This is a genomic window from Nocardia alba NBRC 108234 (genome assembly GCF_001612665.1).
Classification (GTDB): Bacteria; Actinomycetota; Actinomycetes; order Mycobacteriales; family Mycobacteriaceae; genus Nocardia; species Nocardia alba.
On the sequence record NZ_BDAX01000005.1, the window covers coordinates 1 to 25,405 of the forward strand.

Annotated in this window: 17 protein-coding genes; 7 read left to right on the forward strand and 10 right to left on the reverse strand. The window is 69.5% G+C overall.

Annotated elements, in window-relative coordinates:
* Positions 1 to 10 precede the first annotated feature (10 nt).
* Together NA12_RS08265 and NA12_RS08270 are read right to left on the reverse strand one after the other, a co-directional pair.
* Positions 11 to 3,556: an error-prone DNA polymerase gene (locus tag NA12_RS08265; RefSeq protein ID WP_067448036.1), complete on the reverse strand. Its 3,546-nt coding sequence runs from the start codon at positions 3,554 to 3,556 to the stop codon at positions 11 to 13.
* A gap of 58 nt (positions 3,557 to 3,614) precedes the next feature.
* Entirely contained in the window at positions 3,615 to 4,070 is a 456-nt protein-coding gene (locus NA12_RS08270; RefSeq protein ID WP_067448038.1) for a hypothetical protein, read from the reverse strand.
* Between the two features lie 133 nt (positions 4,071 to 4,203).
* On the opposite strand from NA12_RS08270, the gene NA12_RS08275 reads away from it, so the two are divergent.
* The gene (locus NA12_RS08275) at positions 4,204 to 5,151 is read left to right on the forward strand and encodes an SDR family NAD(P)-dependent oxidoreductase (protein ID WP_067448040.1); all 948 of its coding nucleotides are present in this window, start codon (positions 4,204 to 4,206) and stop codon (positions 5,149 to 5,151) included.
* Positions 5,152 to 5,289: 138 nt separating this feature from the next.
* Here the strand turns inward: NA12_RS08275 and NA12_RS08280 are convergent, their stop codons facing one another.
* The 3 genes from NA12_RS08280 to imuA' form a co-directional block, all read right to left on the reverse strand.
* Entirely contained in the window at positions 5,290 to 6,216 is a 927-nt protein-coding gene (locus tag NA12_RS08280) for a ferredoxin family protein (protein ID WP_067448084.1), read from the reverse strand.
* 127 nt (positions 6,217 to 6,343) lie between these two features.
* Complete coding sequence (locus NA12_RS08285; RefSeq protein WP_067448042.1) at positions 6,344 to 7,915, reverse strand: DNA polymerase Y family protein; 1,572 nt, start codon at positions 7,913 to 7,915, stop codon at positions 6,344 to 6,346.
* 74 nt (positions 7,916 to 7,989) lie between these two features.
* Complete coding sequence (gene imuA', locus NA12_RS08290; protein WP_067448044.1) at positions 7,990 to 8,733, reverse strand: DnaE2-dependent mutagenesis accessory factor ImuA'; 744 nt, start codon at positions 8,731 to 8,733, stop codon at positions 7,990 to 7,992.
* 199 nt (positions 8,734 to 8,932) lie between these two features.
* Here imuA' and NA12_RS08295 point away from each other — a divergent pair, with 199 nt between their 5' ends.
* On the forward strand, positions 8,933 to 10,066 hold the full coding sequence (locus tag NA12_RS08295) for a serine/threonine-protein kinase (RefSeq protein ID WP_067448086.1): 1,134 nt from the start codon (positions 8,933 to 8,935) through the stop codon (positions 10,064 to 10,066).
* A gap of 11 nt (positions 10,067 to 10,077) precedes the next feature.
* On the opposite strand, the gene NA12_RS08300 is transcribed toward NA12_RS08295, so the two are convergent.
* Entirely contained in the window at positions 10,078 to 10,713 is a 636-nt protein-coding gene (locus tag NA12_RS08300; protein ID WP_255284070.1) for a response regulator, read from the reverse strand.
* 110 nt (positions 10,714 to 10,823) lie between these two features.
* Positions 10,824 to 12,182: an ATP-binding protein gene (locus NA12_RS08305; RefSeq protein WP_084472533.1), complete on the reverse strand. Its 1,359-nt coding sequence runs from the start codon at positions 12,180 to 12,182 to the stop codon at positions 10,824 to 10,826.
* Between the two features lie 737 nt (positions 12,183 to 12,919).
* Between NA12_RS08305 and NA12_RS08310 the strand changes: the two genes are divergently transcribed.
* From NA12_RS08310 to NA12_RS08325, 4 genes are all read left to right on the forward strand, one after another.
* Complete coding sequence (locus NA12_RS08310) at positions 12,920 to 13,549, forward strand: MspA family porin (RefSeq protein ID WP_067448048.1); 630 nt, start codon at positions 12,920 to 12,922, stop codon at positions 13,547 to 13,549.
* 81 nt (positions 13,550 to 13,630) lie between these two features.
* Positions 13,631 to 17,458, forward strand: coding sequence for an NACHT and WD repeat domain-containing protein (locus tag NA12_RS08315; protein WP_067448050.1), 3,828 nt, complete (start codon positions 13,631 to 13,633; stop codon positions 17,456 to 17,458).
* A 65-nt stretch (positions 17,459 to 17,523) separates the two neighbouring features.
* Positions 17,524 to 19,281 (forward strand): PspC domain-containing protein, encoded by a 1,758-nt coding sequence (locus tag NA12_RS08320; RefSeq protein WP_243655055.1) that lies wholly within the window; start codon positions 17,524 to 17,526, stop codon positions 19,279 to 19,281.
* Positions 19,274 to 19,486, forward strand: coding sequence for a hypothetical protein (locus tag NA12_RS08325; protein ID WP_067448054.1), 213 nt, complete (start codon positions 19,274 to 19,276; stop codon positions 19,484 to 19,486). Before NA12_RS08320 ends, NA12_RS08325 begins: the two co-directional genes overlap by 8 nt.
* A gap of 258 nt (positions 19,487 to 19,744) precedes the next feature.
* On the opposite strand, the gene guaA is transcribed toward NA12_RS08325, so the two are convergent.
* Entirely contained in the window at positions 19,745 to 21,319 is a 1,575-nt protein-coding gene (gene guaA / locus NA12_RS08330) for a glutamine-hydrolyzing GMP synthase (RefSeq protein WP_371855980.1), read from the reverse strand.
* Positions 21,320 to 21,451: 132 nt separating this feature from the next.
* On the opposite strand from guaA, the gene NA12_RS08335 reads away from it, so the two are divergent.
* Complete coding sequence (locus tag NA12_RS08335; RefSeq protein WP_067448090.1) at positions 21,452 to 22,252, forward strand: alpha/beta fold hydrolase; 801 nt, start codon at positions 21,452 to 21,454, stop codon at positions 22,250 to 22,252.
* Here NA12_RS08335 and NA12_RS08340 read toward each other — a convergent pair.
* Together NA12_RS08340 and guaB are read right to left on the reverse strand one after the other, a co-directional pair.
* Positions 22,249 to 23,403: a GuaB3 family IMP dehydrogenase-related protein gene (locus tag NA12_RS08340; protein WP_067448058.1), complete on the reverse strand. Its 1,155-nt coding sequence runs from the start codon at positions 23,401 to 23,403 to the stop codon at positions 22,249 to 22,251. The two genes, NA12_RS08335 and NA12_RS08340, sit on opposite strands and share 4 nt — an antisense overlap.
* A 309-nt stretch (positions 23,404 to 23,712) precedes the next feature.
* Positions 23,713 to 25,257: an IMP dehydrogenase gene (guaB, locus tag NA12_RS08345; protein ID WP_084472525.1), complete on the reverse strand. Its 1,545-nt coding sequence runs from the start codon at positions 25,255 to 25,257 to the stop codon at positions 23,713 to 23,715.
* Between the last annotated feature and the right edge of the window lie 148 nt (positions 25,258 to 25,405).

A 25,405-nucleotide genomic window follows, 5' to 3' on the forward strand; every position in this document is an offset into this window, starting at 1 on the left:
CTCCAAGAACTCAGCGAAAGTCGCGGGAGCGGGCGACGATGGTCAGGTCCAGGTGTTCGAGGTGGTCGGCGACGACACTGGCCGCGCCCTCGGCGTTCTGGATGCGGCCGCGAACGAGCAGGGCGGTGGCGTTCTGGGCGAGGCGGCGGTAGCGCGTCCACAGGCCGACCGAGCAGACGACGTTGACCATGCCGGTCTCGTCCTCGAGGTTGAGGAAGGTGACACCCGCGGCGGTGGCGGGGCGCTGGCGGTGGGTCACAGCGCCGGCCACCAGGATGCGGGCGCCGTCCTCGACGAGCAGCAGATCGCACGCGGGGACCACCCCGAGCGAGTTCAAATGGGCGCGAAGGAATTCGGTGGGATAGGAGCCCGGCGAGATGCCGGTGGCCCAGACGTCGGCGGCGGCGAGTTCGAGCGCGCTCATGCCGGGCAGCGCCGGGGCATCGATAGCGGGGCCGGTGCCAGGTAGCCGATCGGGACGTTCCACCGCCGCCGCGCCCGCTGCCCACAACGCCGCCCTGCGCACGCTGCTGCCACGCGAATCCCGCCGCACCGCTGAAGAATCCGGCAGACCGGGACGTTCGGTATCGACCAGGACGTCCAGCGCCCCCGCGGTCGCGAGCGATTCCGACTGGGCGACAGTGAGTTCCACGCGGCCGGTGAGATCGAGCATCGAGGCGAAAGGGCCGTGTTCGGCACGGGCGGTGACGATGCGCTCGGCGAGGTCGACGCCGATGTGGCGCACACTCGACAGGCCGAGCCGGATCTCGGTGCCCGCGTTCTCGAGGGTGGGCTCGGCGCGGCTGGCGTTGATGTCGGGGCCGTGCACGCGCACCCCGTGTCTGCGGGCGTCGGCGACCAGCGACTGTGGTGAGTAGAAACCCATCGGCTGCGCGCGCAACAATCCGGCGCAGAACGCGGCCGGATGATGCAGTTTGAACCACGACGAATAGAACACGATCGAGGCGAAACTCTGCGAATGACTCTCGGGGAAACCGAAATTGGCGAAGGCGTAGAGCTTCTCGTAGATGCGATCGGCGAGATCGCCGGTGATGCCGTGTAGGTCGCGCATGCCCTGGTAGAGGCGATCTTTCAACTGTTCCATCTTCTCCGGCGAGCGTTTGGAGCCCATCGCGCGGCGCAGCCGATCGGCTTCGGCGGGACTGAAACCGGCGACGTCGATGGCCATCTGCATCAGTTGTTCCTGGAACAGCGGAATGCCGAGGGTGCGGGCCAGTGAATTCTCCAGTGCCGGATGGTCGCAGACCGGAGATTCCGTGCCGTTGCGCCGACGGATGTAGGGGTGCACCGAGCCGCCCTGGATCGGGCCCGGCCGGATCAGCGCCACCTCCACCACCAGGTCGTAGAAGGTGCGCGGCTTCAGCCGGGGCAGGGTCGCCATCTGCGCGCGCGACTCCACCTGGAACACCCCGATCGAGTCGGCACGCGAAAGCATCTCGTAGACACCGGCTTCGGTGAGATCGAGCGCGTGTAGTTCGACCTTCTCACCCTTGTGCTCGCGCACCAGGTCGATCATGTAGTGCAGCGCCGAGAGCATGCCGAGGCCGAGCAGGTCGAACTTCACCAAACCGACGGCGGCGCAATCGTCTTTGTCCCACTGCAACACACTGCGCCCGGCCATCCGCGCCCACTCCACCGGACACACGTCGGCGATCGGCCGATCGCAGATCACCATGCCGCCCGAGTGGATACCCAAATGCCTCGGCAGGCCGTCGAGTTCGCCCGCGAGTTCCAGCACCGCAGCGGGGATATCGGTGCCCGTCTCGGCGGCCACCCCGGACCAGCGGCTCACCTGCTTGCTCCACGCGTCCTGCTGCCCGGGCGAAAAACCCAGTGCGCGTGCGGCATCGCGCACCGAGGACTTACCCCGGTAGGTGATCACATTCGCCACCTGAGCGGCGTAGTCGCGGCCGTACTTGGCGTAGACGTGCTGGATGGCCTCCTCGCGGCGGTCGGATTCGATGTCGACATCGATATCGGGCGGCCCGTCACGCTCGGGCGAGAGGAACCGTTCGAACAGCAGCCGGTTGGCGACGGGGTCGACATTGGTGATGCCGATGGCGTAGCAGACCGCGGAGTTGGCGGCCGAACCTCTGCCCTGGCAGAGGATGTCGCTGCGCTTACAGAACTCGACGATGTCGTGCACCACCAGGAAGTAGCCGGGGAACGTCATCTCCTCGATCACCGCGAGCTCGTGCTCGAGCTGCCGGTACGCCCGCGGGTTGCGCTCCGGCGGGCCGTAGCGCTCGGCGGCGCCGCGTAGGGCGAGTTCGCGCAGCCACGAGTTCTCGTCATAGCCCGCCGGCACCTCGAACGGGGGTAGCTTCGGGGCGATCAATCCCAGGTCGAACGCGCATTCGCGAGCCAGCACCGCCGCGTTCGCCACCGCGTGCGGGTAGTCGGCGAACAGGTGCGCCATCTCCGCGCCCGAGCGCAGGTGCGCGCCGCCGGTGGGCGCGAGCCAGCCCGCCATCTCGTCGAGACTGCTCCTGGCGCGGATCGCGGCCAGCGCCATCGCCCGGCGACGCTGCTCCGGGGACGCGAAATGCGCACCGGTAGTGGCGAGTACGGGCACCCCGAGCCGGTCGGCCAGCGCGATCAGCAGGGTGTTGCGCTCGTCATCGGTGGCGATGCCGTGGTGGGTGAGTTCCACACTCACCCGGCCGTCGCCGAATCGTTCGATCAGATTCCGCAGGGCCGCTTCGGCTTTCGGTAGCCCGGTATCGCCGCCGCGCAGATCGCGTTCGAGCGCGGTGCGCAGGTGGCCCTTTCGGCAGCCGGTGAGAATGTGCCAGTGCCCGCTCGCCGCCGCCGAGAGGGCGTCCAGGTCGTACCGCAGCACCCCCTTCTCCCCCGCGGCCATATGCGCCGCCGCCATTTCTCGCGACAGCCGCCGGTAGCCCTCCTGCCCCCTGGCGAGGACCAGCAGATGCGGGCCGTCAGGGTCGGGAGATCCAGTGCGCGGCATCGAGTCCGGCGCGTCGGCGTGCCCACTTCGCGGCTCGGGCGATCCGCCGCCATCGCGCGGATCACCCTCAGCCGCCGCTTCGCGCGCCCGCGTTCGCCCCGGGGCGAAACGCACCCCGCCCCGAGGTACAGAACGGCGCCGGACCGCATCCCCTCGGCCCGGCGCCGCCTCCGCATCGGTTCCCAGTGACAGTTCGGCACCGAAAACCGTTGGCATTCCCCATTCCCTGGCCGCCTCGGCGAACCGGACGGTCCCGTAGAAACCGTTGTGGTCGGTGAGCGCGAGCGCTTCCAGACCGAGCCGCACCGCCTCCTCCACCAGCTCCTCCGGCTGACTGGCCCCGTCGAGGAAGCTGTAGGCGGAGTGGGTGTGCAGCTCCGCGTAGGGCACCGTCGGGCCGGTCGGCCGGTCGAGCTCGGCGGCGTGGTACTCGCCGCGCTTGCGTGACCAGGCCGGACTGTCACCGCCGTCGCCCGGGTGCATGTCCTGCGGCGGCCTGCCGCTCGGCTTGCCCGAGAGCACCCGTTCCAGCTCCGACCAGGTCGGCGGCCCGTTGCTCCAGCCCATGCACCCGCTCCTCTCACGACCCCCGCATCACCGCACGCCTTTCCTGTTGGCGGACAACTCAACTCGCGGACAAGCGCTCCATCGAGCGCGACTCCAGCGCCGCCTCCACATCGCTGAGACCCGTGCGGATCACCGCGCCGTAGGCATCGTTGGCGAGCACGTCCAGGTGCCCGCGCGCGATGGCCAACTGCATCCGCGCCATCTCGAAGTCACCGACGCGGCGATGACTGTCGGCCAGGTTCAGATACAGCGAGGGCAGGAATCCGCGCAGCCCCTCGTCGAGCGGGATGCCCGGCCCGAACACCGCGGCCAGCGCCCGCTGATCCCAGAGCAACGCGCCCTCCGGCAACTCCTGCACATCCGCCAGGTGATGTGCCACCACGCAGCGATGCAAGGGGTCGCCGCCCTCCCCTATCTCGTTCCACAGCCTGGTCAGCGCCGCGCGCGCCGCATCAGGGTCGCCACCGCCGAGCCGCACCGCGGCATAGATGTCCGCCATCCGATCGTCCGCCATGCGCACCAGTATCGCACATACGTTCGATTATTGGCGAGCGACATTCGAACATATTTTCGAGTTTCTCCCGAGGCCTGGTTCTCTAACTTACTTTGGAGTAAGTTCTGAGGGAACGAGCTGCAAAGGAGCAGTGATGTCTCAGGTTTCCCCAGGTGAACAGGGCCGCAAGCGGCGCGATCTCACCGGCAGGCAGGTGGTGATCACCGGTGCGTCATCCGGGATCGGCCGGGCCGCCGCGCTCTCGGTCGCCGACAAGGGCGGTGTGGTGTTCCTGCTCGCGCGCCGCGCTGACGAACTGGCCGCGGTGGTCGCCGAGATCGTCGACGCGGGCGGGCGGGCCTACGGCTACCCGTGCGATGTCACCGATTCCGAATCCGTGGACTCCGTCGTCGAGGCCATCCTCGACGAGCACGGCCACGTCGACATGCTCGTCAACAACGCCGGCCGTTCCATCCGCCGCGCCATCCACCGCTCCACCGATCGCCTGCACGACTTCGAACGCACCATGGCGGTCAACTACTTCGGCGCGCTGCGGGTAACCCTGGCCCTGCTGCCGCAGATGCGCGAACGCGGCTTCGGCCATATCGTCAACATCTCCAGCGCCGGGGTGCAGATGGCCACCCCCCGCTTCGCCGCCTATCTCGCCAGCAAGGCCGCCCTGGACAAGTTCACCGAGGTCGCCGCAGCCGAAACCCTGGCCGACGGAGTAACTTTCACCACCATCCACATGCCGCTGGTGCGCACCCCGATGATCGCCCCCAGCGGCGACCAGGGCCCCTCCGAATCCCCCGAGTGGGCCGCGGGCACGATCGTGCGCGCCCTCGCCGAACGCCCCAAACGCATCGACGTCCCCCTGGGCACCATCGCCGAGTACGGCGGCATCATCACCCCCAAACTCCGCGACCGCATCCTGCACCGTTACTACCGCTCGCTGCCCGATTCGCCTGCGGCCAAAGGGGAATCGGCGGAGATCACCGAGGTCGCGGTGCCGTCGAATCCGAGAACGCCCTCGGCCGCCCGTAAGGTCACCGGCACCGCCCTGCGCCGCGCGGCCCGCTGGGTACCCGGCACACACTGGTGATCTCCCGGTTCGGCTCGTAACCAACGGAATTCACCGCACGTCGAGGATCAGATGATGGAACTCGGCCAGCCGCGAAGCCGTCTCCCACCGGGTGTCCCGGCATCCGCACGACGCGCCCGCCCGGAACCCGGAGTGAAGTCAGCGGGTCGCGGGCCGTTCGAGCTGAGCGAGCGACTGCGCGGGGAGCTGTTCTACCGCAGCGGGTTCCAGGTAGGTGGCGGGCTTGGGGCCAGCGCCGCAGCTGGCTTGACGCGGGGCGGCGGCGACGGTGCGGGCGGTGACACGCCAGCGGCGGCCATCGCGGTGGGTGACGATGGCGGCGCCCGCCAGGGTCGGGTCGTGGGCGGGAGCCGGATCGGGCGCGACCGTGAGATCGGTGGCGCCGGCCGGGACCTGTTCGCGCACAGCTACTTCGGCGAGCTGGGAGATCGGCGGGTAGCAGCCGCGGCCACGCAGGCCGGTCAGCGAGACCTCGCCCGCATCGGCCGCGTCGAGCACGGCTCTGGCGGCGGGAGCGTCGACGCGACCGTAGGTGAGGCCCGACGGGAGCAGCACGACCGCTGGGGCGAAGCGGTGGCCGCCGGTGTGCGAGGCCTCCCAGATCCGGCCGGGGTGATCGGCGGCCATGGCGGCGGCGATCGGGCGACCGAGCAGGGCACAGCACTGGTCGCGTTTGCCGTGGGCGCAGACCAGCATCACCGGATCATCGACGCGCGCACCGATTCCCGGCGCGGGTCCGTCGACGAGACCCAGGTCGATGTCGAAGAGCTGACGAAGGTCGGTGATCTCGAACCGCTCACACCATGACCCCTCGGGTCGCGAACTGGCCAGCAGCACGGTTCGGGTTCCGGTGAACTCGTTGCGGCCGGGACGGCGGATCAGCGTCGGCCGCACCCGCGCCGCCGTGGTGCGCGCCGCCAGTTCGGCGGTGATCTCCGGCCCGAGCACCTCGTCGCCGATCACATCTGTGCCCCACGCGCCGGGATGCTCGACGCACAGCCAGCCGGTGACATGCGCCGCGGTGCCGTACAGCGCGAGATCACCAGCGGCCGCCGAACACAGCATGCCCTCGAACGGGTTCACACCGCTCCTTCCGCGACGAGCCGTCGCCGGCGATCCGGGACGGGCATCGTTCACTGTAGGACCAGGGGAACGACCAGCGGGAAAGCCGAGCCGACCGCAGTGGTCGCCGTCACTCGTAAACGCCCTCGGCGTGCCACAGCCGCGCGTCGTAGACGAGCAGGACCGCCCGGATCTCGGTGGGCTCGGCATCGAGCTGGACCTGCGCGCGCACCGCCGGGGCGGCCGGTTCCGCGGTGGACCACCAGCGTTCGATGACCGGCCACGGGCCAGCCCAGCCGAGCAGGGCCCATTCCCGGCGGCCCCAGCGCAGGCGGGTGGGCTCGGCGGTGAACAGACCGCGGTCGGTAACCAGGACGGGGGCGCCGTCGGCGGCGGTCAGGTGCACGACCGGACGGTGCAGCAGGAGCAGGGTGGGGGCGGGTTCGGGGAGGCGACCCGGCCAGGGTTTGGCGGGGTCGGCGGCGGGGGTCAGCTCGTCGCCGAGGGCGATCATGGTGATGCGTTCGGCGGGCCCGCGCCCACCGCTGAGCACCCCGATGCGGACCGCTTCGCCGCCGAGCAGGCCCTGCACGCGCACCAGGGCGCGGCGGGCGCGCTCGGTTTCCTCGCCCTCGCCACCCCACAGGCCCAGTTGCAGGGCACCGGCGGCGACCACCTCGACCGGTTCCAGCGTGAGCGCGACGATCGGTCCGGTGGGGCGGGCGCGGTGGGTGAGCCAGCCGTCGAGTTGCCAGCGGACGCGGTCGGCGGTGTCGGCGGGAGTGAGCGGGCGGGCACAGCGCCAGATCCTGGTGAGTTCCTCGCCCGTCTCGGTGCGCGCGGTCACGGCGAGCCGGGTACAGGCCACCCCCGCCGCCGACAGCACCGTGTGCAGCCGGGTGGACAGCTGCCTGCCCGCGAAGGCGGCCGCGTCGACCCGGTCGATGGGTGGGTCACAGGCCAGCTCGACAGTCAGTTCCGGAGCGGCGCGCCGCGCCGACGGCGGGCGTTGCGGCAGGGCGCGAGCGGTGCGATGGGCGAGCACGGCGTCGGCGCCGAACCGGGAGGCCACCTCGGCCGCAGACAGGCGCGCGAAATCACCGATGCGGCGTAACCCCAAGCGGCGCAGCAGATCCACCAGGTCCGCCCGCTGCGGCGCGGCCAGGCTCGGCTCCGCCGCGAGCTCCGAGACCGGGAGCGCGGCGAGGTATCGCGCGCCCTCCCCCGGCGCCACGATCGCCCCGCGCCGCGCCGCGATCACCGCTGTCGACATGGTGTCGGCGATCCCGATCTGCGCCTCGGCTCCCGCTACGGCGACCGCGTCGATCAACCGCACCACCGCGGCCTCCTCGGAGCCGAAATATCTTGCGGCTCCGCGTGCCCCGAGCACGATGAGCCCGGGCCGCAATACTTCCACGCCCGGCACCGTCTCATCGACGGCACCGACCACCGGTTCGAACAATCGCGCGTCTCGATCCGGATCATCCTGCACAACAACAAGTTCCGGGCAACATCCCTGCGCATCGCGGCGACCCATCCCCCGCCGCACCCCCTCGGCCCGCGCGATCGCCGAGCACGCCACCACCGAGTTCCCCCGCAACACCGCGATCGGTCGCTCCGCCGACACCCCCGCCACCGCGGCCGCCGCCACCGCGGGCCAGTCCAGGCACCACACCGCCAGCACCCGATCAGCACGCGTCACGACGGCACCACCGATCCGCCCGCTCGGCGGATCCCCTCATGTCCATCGGCCGCAACCGCGTAACGGGCCGGTGGTCATGAGACAGCCTCACGCAGGGTGGTGACTTCCGTTGCGGTTTCGCGCGGCAGCCATTCGGTGCGCCCGACCTGGGCGCACAGGTCCATCCGGCCACGGCGGGTCTGGCCCGCCTTGGCGCTGACTCGCACATCGAGGCAGACCGAGCGCAGGCGACCGCGGCCGGGGCCGAGACCGCGGTATCCGGTGACGCGGGAGTCCAGCCGCAGGGCGGGGTTGACCCATTCGCCCGCGACGACCAGGGTGGCGCCGCGGTTGCGGGCACGGGCGGCGAGCACCCGGCAGCGCGCCGGGGGAACAGCGAGGCCGCCGAGACCGAGGACTACCAGGTCGAGGCCGTCGAGCAGGACCGCGGCCACTTCGGCGGGGTCGGGGCCGGGGTCGGTGATCACCGCCAACCGGGACAACTCGGCGCCCATCTCGGCCGCGGCCAGCAAACCGAGCCGGGGCAGGCCGACGACCGCGGCGTGACCGCCGCTCCCAGTGACCGCGGCGAGCATCCCGGTCAGCAGGGAATGCGCGCCGGTATAGGCGACGACCGCGCCTTTCGGCAGCCCGCCATCGGGCAGCAGATCGGCGAGCGGAGGCGGAACAGGCAGCAGATCTCGACGTAATGGCTGCTCACGTGGCATATGACCGGTCGCGGACTCACCACGGCCTCGGCCCGCGGCCATCCGCCTACGCAGCTCGTCGAGCACACGTTCCCGCGCGCCCGCATCGGGCGACAACGCTTCCGAACCCATCAACACCACCTACTTCCACGATGGACCCGCGAGCGGGAAACCGCTCAGCGCCGAAACAGCAGCACCGTTTCAGCTATCGATCGTATTCGAATATACGTTCGATAGCGACCAGCGTGACACCCACCCCCGCCCCGTGTCCACCGAGAAGCACGCCGAAGATCCCGGCCAGTCAGCGCCATATTCGGCTACCCTCGCACCCGTGAACGAACGTGCTCGTCCCCATATCGGCCCCGACTACCTGGTCGCGGGTCGCTACCGCCTGCAGTCCAAGCTGGGCGGGGGTGGCATGGGCGCGGTCTGGCTCGCGACCGATCGATTGCTGAACCGGGAAGTCGCGATCAAGCAGGTGCTGTCCACCGCGGGACTGAGCGCCGCCGAGGCCGAGCGAATCCGCAGCAGCATCGTGCACGAGGGCCGGGTGGCCGCCAAGCTGTCGCACACCCACGCCGTGGCCGTGCACGACGTGGTGATCGAGGCGGGTGAGCCGTGGCTCGTCATGGAGTACTTACCCTCGCGCAGCGTGGCCAAGGCGCTCGCGCTGGTCGACACGCTGCCCGCGGTCGAGGTCGCCCAGATCGGCGCGCAGGTGGCCGACGCGCTGGCCGCCGCGCACGCCGCGGGCATCGTGCACCGCGATATCAAGCCGGGCAACATCCTCGTCGCCGACCGCGGCAACAGTGTGGGCCTGGCCAAACTCAGCGACTTCGGCATCTCGCGCGGGGCAGGCGACACCCACGGTGACGAAGCCGACGGTGTGATCACCGGCACGCCCGCCTACCTCCCACCCGAGGTCGCGCGCGGCGCCCGGCCCACCGAGGCCAGCGACGTGTTCTCCCTCGGCGCCACCCTCTACACCGCACTCGAAGGTCAGCCGCCGTTCGGTTTCGACTCCGACGAGCACGATGTCGTCGCCGCGGCCGCGATGGGCCGGATCATCCCGCCCACTCGCTGCGGCATCCTCACCCAGCCGCTGCTGCACATGCTCGAGCCCGCACCCCAGCGCCGCCCCACCATGGCCGAGGCGCGCGACGAGATCCTCACCGCCGCCTTCGGCCCCGGCACCGGCGGCTACATCCTCGGTGTGCCGCTGCGCGCCGAGGACGGCACCATCCCGGCCTGGTCCACCCGCAACTCCGCCAGCGGCCTGCGCAGCTCCAATTCCGCCCCCCTGCCGCGCCCGCACCGCGCCCCGCTCGCCCCCACCGCCGCCGCACCCCAACAGCGCACCGGCAGCTTCGTCGACAACCTCCCCAACGGCGCCCCCCTCGCCATCGGCGCGGGCGTGCTGATCGGCCTGATCATCCTGATCGCGATCATCATCGCCGTGATGTAGAGCGCCGAGCCTCACTCGATCCGGCGTCGATGCGCCCACCGGGTCAGCGCGTTCCGGTTCGACTGCTGGGTCTTACGCAGCACATTCGACGCGTGCGTCTCGACGGTCTTCACCGAGATGAACAGGGATTCGGCGATCTCCCGATAGGTGTAGCCACGGGCGAGCAGGCGCAGCACCTCCAGCTCGCGGGGGGTGAGCGAGTCCAGTTCGGGATCGAGCGGCGGCTCGGGAACCGGTGAGCGCCCGGTGAACGAGTCGAGCACGAAACCGGCCAATCGCGGACTGAACACCGCGTCACCGCCCGCGACCCGGCGAATACCGTCGGCCAGTTCGGCACCGGAGATCGTCTTGGTGACGTACCCGCGCGCACCCGCCCGGATCACCGCGATCACGTCCTCGGCCGCGTCGGACACGCTCAACGCCAAACACACCGGCCCCTCGGCGATTCCGCCCAGCACCGCCACCCCGCCGCCATCGGGCATGTGCACATCCAGCAGCACCACGTCCGGCTTCGCCGCGTCGATCCCGGCGACCGCCTCGGTCACCGCCCCGGCCTCACCGACGACCTCCATATCGGTCTCCCGGCTCAACTCGGCCCGCACCCCCGACCGGAAGACGGCGTGATCGTCGACCAGGAACACCCGCACACTCACTACAAGACTCCTCATTCGAACCGCTCGATCGACCTGCTGTCATCGGTACCACACCACGGTGTCCGGACGCCGAAATCGGCTCGAGTTCGCCGGTGATCGCGCGATCAGCGATCGGTCGACTGCTCCCGGGTCGACGCGTCGACCTCGGGGCTCGGTGCGGAATCGGCCTGGTTTCCGGAGTCGTCCGAGCCCGATGTCGCGGTCTCGTCCGGCTCGGAGGTCCCGGAGTCGGTGCGCGGCATGACAATCCGTACCTCGGTGCCACGCCCGAGGGTCGAGTCGATCACGGCGGTACCGCCACGACGCTCGATTCTGGCGCAGATCGACTTGGCCACCCCGCGCCGATCCGTGGGCACCGCCGACACGTCGAAACCGGCGCCGCGGTCACGTACGAAGATGCTCACCTGGTGGGGTTCGGTTTCGGCGAACAGGTCGATCTCGGGGACATCGGCGTGTTTGGCGGCATTGACCAGCGCCTCACGGGTCGCGCCGAGCAGCGCGGTGAAATGTTCCTTTGGCAGGCCCGCCCCGGTGTCGCCGGGGTCCATCGCCACATCGCCGACGGTCACCGGGGTGACCTTCACACCGTGCTGGTCCTCCACCTCGCCCGCGATGGTGCGCAGCGCGGTGGCCAGGCTGGACTGAGCGGGCGCGGTGTCGTCGAAGAGCCACTTGCGCAGTTCGCGCTCCTGACTGCGGGCCAGGCGGAGCACCTCCTGGGGGTCTTCGGCCTGCCGCTGGATCAGCGCGAGCGTCTGCAGGACCGAATCGTGCAGGTGCGAGGCGATCTCCTCACGTTCCTCGTTGCGGATACGGGCGCCGCGCTCGGCATTGAGCGCGCGAACCATGCGCAGCCACAGCGGCACCGTCAGCAGACCCGCGCCGACCAGGGTGACCGCCACCGCGATCAGCGCCGACCCGAGCGAACTGAGATCGATCCTGGCCAGCACCACCACCCCGAGCCCGACCACGATCAGCGTCGCCCCGGCCACGATGCGCGACCAGGTGACCACAGAGGGTCGCGCGGGCAGCCCGAACAGGGCGCGCGGACCCGGCGCGGCGACATCGTATTCGCGCCACACCAGCGCGGCGCCGACCGCGACCACCACGATCGGCGCGATCACCTTCGCCGCGGTCCCCTGGAACAGCCACCCCACCGTCACCGCGAGCCCGAGCCCGAGCAGGGCGAGCCCGATCGCCTGCCTGCGTTCGTCACCGGTGGGCTTCGCGGCGTCCGCGCCACCGGGAGTGAAGATCCACAGCAGCCCGTACGCCACCAGACCAGCGCCGACCAGCGCGGACAGCAAGACGAACGCCAACCGCACCTTGACCACGTCGACACCGAGATGGTCGGCCAGACCACCCGCGACGCCGCCGACCACCCGTCCACCGCTGCGGCGAACCAGGCGCGGGGTCTCCGGCAGCGGCGCACCCACCGGCTCGGGTCCGGGGGCGGGCAGCATGGGCCGGTAGCCACGCGGCACGCCATAGCCCTGCGGATACTGGGCGTAACCCGCCGCGGTCCGATACTGCGGCGGCGGCGCGTAGTGCTGCGGCGCCCCGTAGACCACCGGCTCACCCCCGAACGCGCGCGCTACGAAGCCACGCGGCCAGTGCCCGCCATGATGCGGATTCGCCGCGGCCCCCGGCCCGTCGGAAGGCCCTGCCGAGCCGCCAGGCCGGGGCGTGCGGCCGTCGGCCGCTCCGGTGCCCATCCCGGGCTGATGACCGGGCGCGGGGCCGTTACCGACCGTGGGCCGGTAGCCGGGCACGGCGGCCCGGCCGACCGGATAGTCGGTGGCGTTGCTCCCGGCGGCGACGCCGGGCCCGGACGGGGCGGCGGACCCCTGGGCGGCAGTGCGAGCGGAAACAGACGGATCCATGCTCTCGATAGTGGCACGCGCGACGCGGTGCCGACATCAGGAGAGACCCTGAACTCTCCCCCGATGTCGGTGATCCGGCACCGACCTGCGGCGCGAGCTGTCCGGTCCGGACAAAAATCACGTCCTACCTGGGGGTATGCCCGATCCGGTAGCGGACCGCGATGACAGCGCCGGACCGCCGGACCGGCAACCCGGCCACAGGGTCCTCAACAGGTCTTTTAAGCCGATGCGTTGTCACGCCGAAAGCCTTGCCGCACAAGCTCTTCCTACGTTGATGGCAGGCCGGAATCACGGCCGCCACTTCAGGGGAGGAACACATGAACATCATCACCACCGTGCTCGGCGCCGCCGCCATCGGCCTGAGCACCCTCGGGATGACGCCGATCGCCTCAGCGACGCCGATGGCACCGCACGAGACGACCTATCACGGACCGGCGGGCTTCGAACTCACCCTCGGCCATGCCGAGGAGTCCTACCGGCTGGTGCCCCCGCTCAACGCGATGCCGACCAATCGCGAGGTGTTCCTCGACAACACCGCCTACGTCACCGCACCGCTGGGCGCGACCGGCAAGATCACCTCCGGCTATTTCGCCGCCTGCGCGGTGGACCTGAAGCTGTCGGTCGGGCTCGACGGCGGCATCTCGGTCGGCGCGGGGGCCACCATCGGGTTCGGCTCGTCCGGTCCGGACGTGTCCGCCGATATCGGCCCGTCGATCTCGGCCGGTCTCGAGCTGAACCTGTCGCTGGCGCCGGGCGAGATCAAGAAGATCGAGGTGGGGTCCATGCCGCTCGGTTCGGGCACCAGCTATCTGGTGAACCGTGACTTCCATCTGATGGTGGGCAATTGCGGTGGACCGCTCAACATCTATTCGTGGGCGACGGTCACCGCGAGCACCGGACAGGTGAGCGCGACGAACTCGATCTTCGGCGACACCATGTTCCTGTGAGCCGAACCGGGACCCGGCGAATCGCCGGGTCCCGGTTGATCCGAATATCATGACCCTCGGTCTTTTCATCGGGGGGTTCATTTGACCATCAGTGACGCGCAGAGTTCTTCGCCGCGTGCGCTTTTCGCTCAACGGTTCGCCGAACTGTATGCCGCAGCGGGCAATCCGACGCTGCGCCGGGTCGCCGCGGCCACCGAGCGTCGCATGCGCGGCACCCAGGCGAGTACACCGTCACCGCAGCGGATCAGCGATTGGAAGGCAGGGCGCAATGTGCCCGCCCGCTTCGAATCGCTGCTGCCGGTGGTCCTCACGCTCGTCGAGCTGACCGAGAAGGCTCAGCGCGACCTACCGCGCAAGCTGGCCGACCCGCACGAATGGCAACGGCTGTGGCAGGAATCGGTTACCTGGACAGCCGCCGCGACCGACGGCGACGCCTGCCCCTATCCCGGCCTGCGCGCCTACCGACCCGAGGAGCGCACCTTGTTCTTCGGACGGGAGCAGGCCACCGCCGAATTCGTCGAACTGGTGCGCGCCACCACCGGCATCGTCGTCCTGATCGGCGCGTCGGGGGCCGGCAAATCCTCGCTCCTGGCGGCGGGCCTGCGACCCACGATCGACCTACCCGCCGCGACGATGACGCCGGGCGCGACGCCGACCACCGGACTCGCGGCGACGCCGACCGACGACCTACGGGTCCTGATCGTCGACCAGTTCGAGGAACTGTTCACCCTGTGCCAGGACGAAGCCGAGCGCTCGGCCTTCCTGGCCACGCTCGCCGACCTACCAGACACGCTGACGGTCGTCCTCGCGCTACGCGCCGACTTCTACGAACAGTGCCTGCACTATCCAGCCCTGCGGAAAAGCTTGCAGCACAACAGCTATCTCCTCGGCTCGATGTCGATGGACGAGGTGGCGCGCGCGATCACCGGACCGGCCGCCGCCGGCGGACTCACCCTCGAATCCGGCTTGGAAGAACTGGTACTCACCGAACTACGCGGGGTCGGCGGACAACTCGGCACCGACGGCTACGACCCGGGGGCACTGCCACTGCTGTCCCACGTGATGGCCGCGACCTGGCAGCAGCGCGACGGCCGCAAACTCACCGTCGCCGGGTATCGCAAGGCGGGCGGCGTGACGGGCTCGGTCGCCGAGACCGCCGAACTCGCCTGGAGCGAACTGACGCCGCAGCAGCAGAGCGCCGCCCAGGAGCTGCTCGGCTCACTGGTCACCGTCGGACAGGACGGGCGTGACACCAGGCGCATGGTCGAGCGTGCCGAATTGCTCGGTCGCGGCGATGATCCCGACGCTTGCGCGGAAGCGCTCGAAGTCCTCGCGGCCAGCAGACTCATCGCTCTCGACGCGGGCTCGGTGCAGTTCTCCCATGAGATCGTGCTGACCGCGTGGCCCCGGCTACGCGGCTGGATCGATACCGACCGGGTCGGGCACCTGGTCCGCCAGCGGCTCGAACACGACGCGGCCGAATGGGAGGCAGCGAAACATGATTCGGCGCTGCTGTATCGCGGTACTCGGCTCGACAGCGCGAGTGAGCACACCAGCCGGGCAACAAGTAGTCCGCGCGTGCGGACCTTTCTGCGAGCCTCTCGGCGGTCGGCACGCAACAGTGGGCGCCGACGGATCGTGGCGGTCATGGTTGTGTTCGCCCTGCTCGCCACCGGTGTCATCGCCATCGACCGCAGCAGGCTCGCCGATCAACGGGCACTGGACCGCGACTACGCCGAATTGGTGACCGCGGCCCAACGAACCCGGACCATCGACCCCTCGATATCGGCCCAGTTCATGCTCGCCGCGTACCGAATTCGTTCCGATGAATCCACCCGCACCCAGTTGCTCAACAGTCAGGACTCGCCGCTCGCCATCACCGAGGCCGCCCACGAGAAGGGAGTCGACACGCTGGCGCTCCGGTCGTCGGACCGCCTGCTCGTCTCGACCGACTACGCAGGTGACACGGCTTTCTGGGATATCCGCGATCACCTCGCGCCCCACCGTCTCAGCACCGGGCTCGGGACGCGCGTCAACACGTTCGAGTTCGTTCCGGGCAGCACCGACGGGGTCACCCTCGGCCCATCCGGTACCCAGCTGTGGGACCTCGCCGACCCGAAATCACCACGGCTGATCCGCACCCTGGATACCCTCCGACCGAGCACGATCGCCCTCGATCCGACCGGAACAGTCCTCGCCGAAATCGAGGGGTCGACCCTGACCCTCTGGGATATCCGAGATCGCACGCGACCATTGCGAATCGCCACGCGTGCTCTGCCCGGCGAGCACCACATCATCGGATTCGGTGCCGAAGGAGGGGTGCTCGCCGTCGGTACCATCACCCTCGACATCAGGGTTCCCGACACGGTGCAACTGTGGGATGTACACGTTCCAGCCGCCGCTCGCCCGGTAGGACCACCGATCTCCACAACAGGCGACGACCAACTTCGAGGCTTCGCACTCAGTCCCGACGGCACCCGCTTGGCCGTGGGGTCCTACGGCACGAAGGGCACCGTCAACGCCCCATCGAACCGAGTCGAGATCTGGGAGATCACCGACCCGAATCACCCGACCTCCTATGGGACGTCGATGCGACTCGACAACGGAATCTTGGCCTCGATCGATTTCCACGAAAACGGAAACCTACTCGCCACCAGCACCGGTCGCGCCGGACAACTGTGGAACGTCACCGACCCCGCACAGCCCGTCCAAGCGGGCCCCGCGCTGTCGGTAACCCCGACCGGCTGTCCACGACTGCGAGTCGCCCCCTGTGGCGGTGGACCGAGGACAATGCGCTTCCTACCCGGCGAACCGGCGCTGATCGGAGCAGGTGAGGACGGACTGCTGTATTTCTGGTCACTGCCGCGTTCGACGATCGACGTGGTGCCGGGGACACCATCGACGCCCGTATTCGATCGCGCCGGCGATCGGATGGCCATGCTGTCCGGGGGCAGTGCCGTGACGATTTGGGACACCACCGATATCCGTCACCCGGTCCGCCTGGCCGCTGTTCCCGGTTCACCCGGGTTGTCGAATGTCGCGCTGAGTTCGGACGGACGCACGCTCTCTTTCCACGACCGTTCCGGCGACCAGCGAAAAGTCTTCGACCTCGGCGATCCACGTCAGCCACGCGTGCTGCCCAGCTGGCCGACCGGGTATGCCCGACAATCGACGGTCAGAGGCAACCGGATGCTGCTGACCTTCCGGAATTCGGTACAGATGTGGGATATCACCGACCGCACCACCCCGGTGCCCGTCGGTGTGCCGATCAGCGCGACGATCGGCACGGTCCAGAACGCGGCGTTCAGTTCCGATGGCAGTCGGGTCGAGCTGGTGTTGCTCGATGAGCGGGGCCACGAGGTCCCCCATTACCTTCGCCAGATGTGGAATCTGGACGATCCGCAACACCCACGATTGACCACCGAGTCCGAGGTCAGCCGCAACACCATCATCCAACCGTCCTACTTCCTGCCCGACAATCGAACCGTCGCCGTCACCGAGCCCGACCAGTTCGGCCTGCGCGACATCGACCAACCCGACGCGTTCACCCCGATCATCGACATGGCCCGGGCCGAATCAGCGCCGATCAGCGGAGTATCCGTCTCAGCGGACGGCACCGAACTTGTCGTCTCGGGCAACGGGGTGGCCGACCTGTGGAACCTCGATGACCCCCGCGCACCGCGCAAACGAGCCGGACCGATCGGCCCTACCGACGGTCGCCGTCGGCAGATGGCGATGCACCCCCGCGGCGAACAGCTGGTGATCGTCACCGACAACGGCCAGCTCGGTGTGTGGGATCTCGATGCCGAGACCGTCGCCGCCCGGATCTGCGCGTCCACCAGCCGACTCACCGAGGCCGTGTGGCGCGGCCAGCTCGCGAACGTGTCGTACCGCTCCCCCTGCCCCTGAACCCGGGAAATTATCAGGGTTACCCCCGATGTGCCGGAGGGGTGGCCCGGCACACGATGGATGACATGAGCGCAACGAGCTTCTCCGACCAGGTTCACCAGATGTGGCATACGCGGCCCGTCCGGCTGCCTCGGCAGGGACCGATCGCCGGGGTGGCGGCGGGGTTCGGGTTGCGCTACGGGGTGGATCCGGTGCTGGTGCGGGTGGCCTTCGTCGTGTCGACGATCTTCGGTGGGGCCGGGATCGTGCTGTATCTGCTGGCCTGGCTGGTGCTGGGGTCGGCGGGCAACGAGATGTCGGCCGCGCAGGCCCTGTCCGACCACGACCGGGGGTCGCATTCGCAGACCAAGACGATCGTGTTGATCGTGGCGCTGGCCATCGCCGTGTCGACCATGGGACCGATCGGGCTGGGCATGGGTGGGTCCGGGGTGGTCAGCCTCGGGCTGATGCTCGCGGGCTGGTGGATGCTGTACCTGCGTCATCCCGAGCTGCCCGCGGGGTTCGATGCCTACCGCGCTCCGCTCGGCACGACAGGCTACCCGGGTGCGGGCTACCCGACCGGCGTCCCGGTGCGCGGCTATCCGTACAACCCGGAGGTGCCCCCGACCGGGATGTACACGCCCTACACCAAACTTCCCGACGTCTACGTTCCCGATCCGGCGCTCGCCCGCGAGGAAAATCGCACGCCCACAGCCGAATCCGCGCCGCTGCTGCGCGTCGACGTGACCGACACCGTCGTGCTGCGCAAGGAGATCGACGAAACTGGCGGCAGTTCCACGGATTCCGTAGAAACCGCTCGGATCACGGTGACACCGGCGGCCTCCGTAGAACCAGCGGCTACTGATTCGGGTCGTCGAGATCCAGAACACGAAGAGCCGAACAATCGCGAAGTCGCCTCGGACGCACAGTCTTCGCCCACACCGCACGCCGCGTCGGATACGAGCTCGCGGGCAGTGGATTCGGTGTCACCCGTCGATCTCGACAAGCGCGCGGACAGCTCGAAACCCGAGCTCATCGAGAACACCGACAGGAGCATGCCGCCCGTCGCGCAATCGCAGAACGACGCCGGTGCCACCGCGCTGCTGCGCGAAGACGTGCCCGGAACCATCTCTCCCGCACCGGAACCCCCGCGCCTCAACGCGCAGGTGCCCAACGGCTGGGATCCGCTCGCTGTCGCCCCGCTGGCCTGGGAACTACCGGAAGCGGCGCCCCGCTACGCGCCTGTCACGCCGCCGACACCGAAACGTCCACGCTCCCGGCTCACTCCGGTCACCATCGGCCTGGCGATCCTGGCCGCGGCGCTGGCGGGCGCCGCGGCGGCGTCGGGCGTGGAATGGATGACCCCCGCGCGAATCGCGGCCTTCGCCCTGGCGGTGGTCGGCCTCGGCCTCGTCGTCGGCGCATTCCTGCGGCGCGGATACGGCCTGCTGATACTCACCGCCCCGCTGGCCGGGTTCGTGGTGCTGGCCTCGCTGATCGGGCCGATCGACTTCAAGGAAACCGCCGTCGGCGACCGTGTCTGGGCGCCGACCTCGATGACCGAGTTGCAGCCCCGCTACGCCCTCGACATCGGTTCGGGCACGCTGGACCTGCGCGGCCTTAACCTCACCGAGTCACGCAGCGTCGAAGTCGCGGTGAACATCGGTGACACGACAGTGCAACTGCCCGAAGGGATGACGGTGAACATGACGTGTGACATCCGAGTGACCGACTCCAACTCGACCTGTCGGGACGGACTGAGCGGGCCGAAAACCCCCGGCGCACCGGTCCTCGACCTGCGCGTCAAGATGCACCTGGGCGACGCGGTGGTGACCCGTGGCTGATCCGACCGACACCGAGCCCGCCCGCCGTCCCGCGTTCACCCTGCTGACCACCGGCCTGATCGCGCTGGCCGTGAGCGTCTGGGCCCTCTTGGGCGCACCGACCCCCGACGGCGGCGGAATCCTGCCCATCGGCTGGGGCGTGGTGATCGCGGCCATCGTCATCGGCCTGCTGCTCACGCTGACACCCAGCCGTAAACACCACTGACCGAAGGACACTCGACGAAACAACAATGGCCCGTCACGCTGACGGGCCATTGTTGTTGGAGGACAACGGCAATGAACGACCCGACCCCACTCGCGCACCTACTGACGCACCGCCGCCCCACTGTGAGCGGCCTACCACTGGGCCGTCTACTCCTCGCGAACTATCCGAGACCCCCACGTCCGCCGCTCACCGAGCAGAAGCAACCCGACCCAGAGCAGGGATCGGCCACATAGCGGCCGATCCGCGTGCTCCAACCCATCACTCCCACTCGATGGTGCCCGGGGGCTTGCTCGTCACGTCGAGGACCACGCGGTTCACCTCGGCCACCTCGTTGGTGATGCGCGTCGAGATCCGTTCCAGCACGTCGTAGGGCAGCCGGGTCCAATCCGCGGTCATCGCGTCCTCGCTCGACACCGGACGCAGCACGATCGGGTGACCGTAGGTGCGGCCGTCGCCCTGCACGCCGACCGAACGCACGTCGGCCAGCAGCACGACCGGGCACTGCCAGATCTGCTTGTCCAGGTCGGCCGCGGTGAGCTCCTCGCGGGCGATGGCGTCGGCCTGGCGAAGCAGGTCGAGCCGGTCGGCGGTGACCTCACCGACGATGCGGATCGCGAGGCCGGGGCCCGGGAAGGGCTGGCGCGCAACGATTTCCTCGGGCAGCCCGAGTTCGCGGCCGACCGCGCGGACCTCGTCCTTGAACAGCAGGCGCAGCGGCTCGACCAGATCGAACTCGAGGTCGTCGGGCAGGCCGCCGACATTGTGGTGGCTCTTGATGTTCGCGGTGCCGGTGCCGCCGCCGGATTCGACGACGTCCGGGTAGAGCGTGCCCTGGACCAGGAATTCGACCTTCGGGGCGCTGCCCGCGGCCTCGGTCTCCTCGCCGACGATGCCCGCGACGGCGTCCTCGAACGAGCGGATGAACTCGCGACCGATGATCTTGCGCTTCTCCTCGGGATCGGAGACGCCCTTCAGTTCGCCGAGGAACTTGTCCACCGCGTCGACGGTCACCAGCTTGGCGCCGGTCGCGGCGACGAAATCCTGCTGGACCTGCTCGCGTTCACCCGCCCGCAGCAGACCGTGGTCGACGAACACACAGGTGAGCCGATCGCCGATCGCGCGCTGCACCAGCGCGGCCGCCACGGCGGAGTCGACGCCACCGGACAGGCCGCAGATGGCGTGCCCGTCACCGATCTGCTCGCGCACGCTCTCGATCAGCGACTCCGCGATGTTGGCCGGCGTCCACTGCGCCGGAATACCGGCGAGCTCGTGCAGGAAGCGGCTGAGCACCTGCTGGCCGTGCGGGGAGTGCAGCACCTCGGGGTGGTATTGCACGCCGGCCAGTCGACGCGCGCGATCCTCGAACGCGGCGACCGGCGCGCCCGCGGTGGTCCCGGTGACCTCGAAGCCCGCGGGGGCGTCGGTCACCGCGTCGCCGTGCGACATCCACACCGGCTGGATGGTCGGCAGGCCGTCGTGCAGCACACCGCCGTCGATGTTGAGTTCGGTGCGGCCGTATTCGCGGGTGCCGGTTTCGGACACGGTGCCGCCGAGTGCCTGCGCCATGGCCTGGAAGCCGTAGCAGATGCCGAACACGGGCACGCCGAGATCGAACAGCCGCGCGTCGAGTTGCGGTGCGCCCTCGGCGTACACGCTCGACGGACCACCGGACAGGATCACGGCCAACGGCTGCTTGTCGGCGATCTCTTCCACGGTCATCGTGTGCGGAATCACCTCGGAGAACACCCGTGACTCACGCACCCGTCGGGCGATCAGCTGGGCGTACTGCGCGCCGAAGTCGACGACGAGGACCGGTCTCTGAGTATCTGCCACCGCCACAGTTTAGTGACGGGGTACGGCGAGCAAGCAACGGGCATCGCCGGAAGCCGGACTCGCCGTAGTGACTGTGCACGACGCGCCCTCTTTCTTGGGCGCGGCGCGGTAGCTCTGGCTATCCTCGTGCTCGTGCCATTCGCCCGCGCGATCGATGCAGACATCTACTACGAGGACAGCGGTGGCACCGGTCCGGTGGTGTTGCTCGCCCATGAGTTCTTCATGGATCGCACGATGTTCGCCTCGCAGCAGGCCGCGCTCGCACCCGAGTTCCGCATCGTCGCCTGGGACGCGCGCGGGCACGGCCGCACCAAAGATCAGCGGTTGCCGTTCACCTACTGGACCGCGGCCCGCGACGCGCTGACCGTACTCGACTCGATCGGCGCCGAACGCGCCATCATCGGCGGCACCGCGCAAGGGGGCTTCACAGCGCTGCGGACCGCGTTGGTCGCGCCGGAACGGGTCGACGCGTTGATCTTGATCAGCACCGAGGCGCACGGGCCGACCCTGGGCCAGTCGACCGCCACCCAGCGATTCCTCGACGAATGGCACGACCGCGGCTCCCGCGAGGAAGCCGCGGGCCGCCTCGCCGACTGGCTCATCGGCGACGACACCTGGTATCGCGACATCTGGACCCGCCGGTGGGTCGGCGACGCCCACAGCGGGCTCGACGCCGCCGTCGGCTGCCTGCTCGGGCGCGATTCGGTGCTCGACCGGCTCCGCGAGATCACCTGCCCGGCGTTGATCATCCACGCCACGCAGAGCGGTATCGCGGGCGCGCGCGCCCGCACACTGGCCGACGGGCTCACCGCCTCCACCTTCGTGGAGATCGATGGCGCCCGCCTGGCCGTGACGATGACCCATCCGGAACCGGTCAATACCGCGATCGCCCGGTTCCTGCGGGATCGGGTCTCACCGACCCGCGTTCGTTAGCGGACGCTCAGCCCGACCTTCTGGAATTCCTTGAGGTCGGAGTACCCGGCCTTGGCCATCGAACGGCGAAGGCCGCCAACGAGGTTCAGCGAACCGAACGGGTCGTCGGAGGGGCCGTAGAGCACATGCTCGAGGCTCGGGCGGGCCGCCGCGCCGTCGGGGCCGTCCAGCCAGGCCTCGTCGACCGGCAGGAACGAACCGCGCGGCACCGAGGGGTGCGCGGTCGCCGAAGGCCAGTACCAACCCCGACCGGGCGCCTCGGCCGACGCGGACAGCGGCACACCGAGCATCACGGCATCGGCGCCGCACGCGATGGCCTTGGCCAGCTGACCCGAGGTGGCCACGTCGCCGTCGGCGATGACGTGCACATAGCGACCGCCGGTCTCGTCGAGGTAATCGCGACGGGCCGCGGCCGCGTCGGCGATCGCGGTCGCCATCGGCACGCCGATGCCGAGCACCTCACCGGTGGTGGTGGCGCCGGGGAACGAGCCGTAGCCGACGATGACGCCCGCCGCACCGGTGCGCATCAGGTGCAGCGCGGTGCGGTGATCGCTCACGCCACCGGCCACGACCGGCACGTCCAGCTCGGCGATGAAGGTCTTCAGGTTCAGCGGCTCCTCGCCGCCCACGTGCTCGGCGGAGATGATGGTGCCCTGCACGACCAGTAGATCGATGCCGGCCTGGAGCAGCGCGGGGGTCAGCGCGCGGGCGTTCTGCGGGCTCACGCGCACCGAGGTGGTCACCCCGGCCGCACGGACCTGCGCGACAGCGGCGGCCAGCAGGTCGGGCTGCATCGGCGCGGCGTGTAATTCCTGCAGCAGCGAGATGGCCTTTTCGTAACCCCCCTTGTCGACCAGATCGAGCAGCTGATCGATCTTGGCCTGCACGTCGGCGTGGCGCGCCCAGAGGCCTTCGCCGTTGATCACGCCGAGGCCGCCCTGGCGACCCAGCTCGATCGCGAACTCGGGCGAGACCAGCGCGTCGGTGGGGTGCGCGAGCACCGGGATCTCGAAACGGTAGGCGTCGAGCTGCCAGGCCAGCGAGACCAGCTTCGACGAGCGCGTCCGCCGCGAGGGGACGATATCTACGTCATCGAGCTCATAGGTTCGACGAGCGACCCGTCCCATACCGATTTCGACCATGTCACGCACAATGCTCTGCTTTCTGCGCGCTGGCGCGCGCGTGTTCGCGGCCCCGAGGGGCCGCCGGTCAGTCACCGCGGCTTGCTCCTGCGTCGCCTACGCCGCGGCGCCTGACCGGCGGCCCGGCCGCGAACCGGCCACTGCGTGGCCGCCGCTCCCCAAGGGTCGCGGGTACGAGGCGCGTTGGTGATGAAGGTGACATCTGGTCGTCAGCTTTCGCCGTTGTCCTGCGAACCGCAAGCACATCGACCGGGGGTGTCCCGTACACGGACGTGCGCCGGAGGTCGACCCTCCGGCGCACAAACGCGTCTATTGTACTCAGCCGCGCCCGGAGTAGTTCGGGGCCTCGACGGTCATGGTGATGTCGTGCGGATGGCTCTCCTTGAGACCCGCCGCGGTGATCTGCACGAACTGCGCGCCCTGGAGGTGCTCGATGTTCTGCGAACCGGTGTAGCCCATCGCGGCACGCAGGCCGCCGACGAGCTGGTGGATCACCTGGTTGACCGGGCCGCGGAACGGGACACGGCCCTCGATGCCCTCGGGGACGAGCTTGTCCTCGGCGAGCACATCGTCCTGGAAGTAACGGTCCTTGGAGTACGACTTGGCCTGGCCGCGGCCCTGCATGGCGCCGAGCGAGCCCATGCCGCGGTAGCTCTTGAACTGCTTGCCGTTGACCAGGATCAGATCACCGGGCGACTCGGCGGTGCCCGCGAGCAACGAGCCGAGCATCACCGTGGAGGCGCCGGCGGCGATGGCCTTGGCGACATCGCCGGAGTACTGCACGCCGCCGTCGGCGATCACCGGCACGCCGGCGGCCTTGCACGCGGCGACGGCCTCGAGGATCGCGGTGATCTGCGGTGCGCCGACGCCGGCCACCACGCGGGTGGTGCAGATGGAGCCGGGGCCCACACCCACCTTCACCGCGTCGACGCCCGCCTCGACGAGCGCGGCGGCACCGGCGCGGGTGGCGATATTGCCGCCGACGATCTGGATCCGGTCACCGACCTCGGCCTTGACCTTCGCGACCATCTGCAGCACCTGCGACTGGTGGCCGTGGGCGGTGTCGACGATCAGCACGTCGACACCGGCGTCGCCCAGCGTCATGGCACGCGACCAGGAGTCCTCGCCGACGCCGATCGCGGCGCCGACCAGCAGGCGGCCGTCGCGGTCCTTGGTGGCGTTGGGGTACTGATCGGTCTTGACGAAGTCCTTGACCGTGATCAGCCCGCGTAGGCGACCGTTGCCGTCGACGATCGGCAGCTTCTCGATCTTGTGGCGACGCAGCAGACCGAGCGCGGCCTCGGCGGTGACGCCCTCACGGGCGGTGATCAGCGGCGCCCTGGTCATCACCTCGTCCACCCGGCGGTCCTGATCGACCTCGAAGCGCATGTCGCGGTTGGTGATAATGCCCACCAGCGCGCCGGTCTCGTCCACCACCGGCAGACCCGAGATGCGGAAGCGGGCGCACATGGCGTCGACCTCGGCGAGGGTATCGGTGGGACGACAGGTGACCGGGTCGGTCACCATGCCCGCCTCGGAGCGCTTCACCGTCTCCACCTGGGCGGCCTGATCGGCGGCCGAGAGGTTGCGGTGCAGCACACCCATACCGCCCGCACGCGCCATGGCGATGGCCATGCGCGCCTCGGTGACGGTGTCCATGGCCGAACTCACCAGCGGCGTGCGCAAAGTGATGTCCCTGGTCAGGCGGCTGGATGTCTCGACAGAGCTGGGGATGAGATCCGAGGCGGCAGGCAGCAACAGCACGTCGTCGAACGTGAGGCCGAGCATGGCAATCTTGGTCGGATCGTCGCCCCCCGTAGGAGGACGCACCGCGATTCGTTCGCCCGACACGGGATTACTCATTCGGATCGACCCCTCCTGGTCGTCATAGCAACCGACACGGTAGACACAGTGCGTCGGTGCTCGAGCGGAAAAAGCTTTTCGGATGGTCGGCAGGAACAAAGTCGCCGACGCCTGCATTCCATGGTATCCGGCACCCGGATACGCCTGT